Origin of the sequence: Mycobacterium sp. (genome assembly GCF_008709575.1) — a bacterium.
GTDB lineage: Bacteria > Actinomycetota > Actinomycetes > Mycobacteriales > Mycobacteriaceae > Mycobacterium.
In genome coordinates this window covers 1-592 of record NZ_VYIK01000480.1, presented here as the reverse complement: position 1 = coordinate 592, position 592 = coordinate 1, and the positions used below count along the sequence as shown (strand labels likewise).

At 63.2% G+C, this 592-nt stretch carries 1 pseudogene; it reads right to left on the bottom strand.

Features of this window, described 5'->3' with window-relative positions:
* A pseudogene (locus tag F6Q13_RS19690) lies at positions 1-426 on the bottom strand (IS30 family transposase); the annotation flags it as partial.
* Positions 427-592: the final 166 nt, after the last annotated feature.

Here is a 592-nt window from a genome sequence, read left to right as displayed (position 1 = left end):
CTCGAGTCGGCAACGTTCGATAAACGTCATCGCCCGCGCCCGCGACGTCGCTTCAGCTTCAGGTTCATAACCAGCAGGAATAGGTGTTCTTGGCACATAGCCAGCCTGAGCGACCCACTGCCGAGCAGCGTTTTCCGACACGCCGGTGGCCACCGCGGCCTGCGTCGGCGTCATCCCCGACCGCAGCGCAGCCCAAAACGCCTCCTTGACCTGCGAGTAGCGGGTGCCGCGGTGCTTGGTATTGCTCTGATATCCCCCAGCTTTGGCCCACTTTCGGCCCGTCGCGCCCGATACCCCAGCTACCGTAGCGGCCGCCGTCGGCGACAACCCCGACCGCACCGCCTTCCAGAACTCCTCCCGCACCGCCGCCGCCGACTCGACCCCCAGATGCACACCAGAACCACGAAACCCGCTCCGAGAACTCACCACGCAACACCCCTCTGAACAAATCAGGTGTTGCAGCGATCACTTGAGCCTGCCAGGAAATGCGCAGCCCTGGATGCAATCTCAACACCGGTCGGGTTAACGGCTGAGCTGATGAGATAATTTTCACGCCCGGGACGCATCCCCCGGAACCGTTGGTTCAACGGCA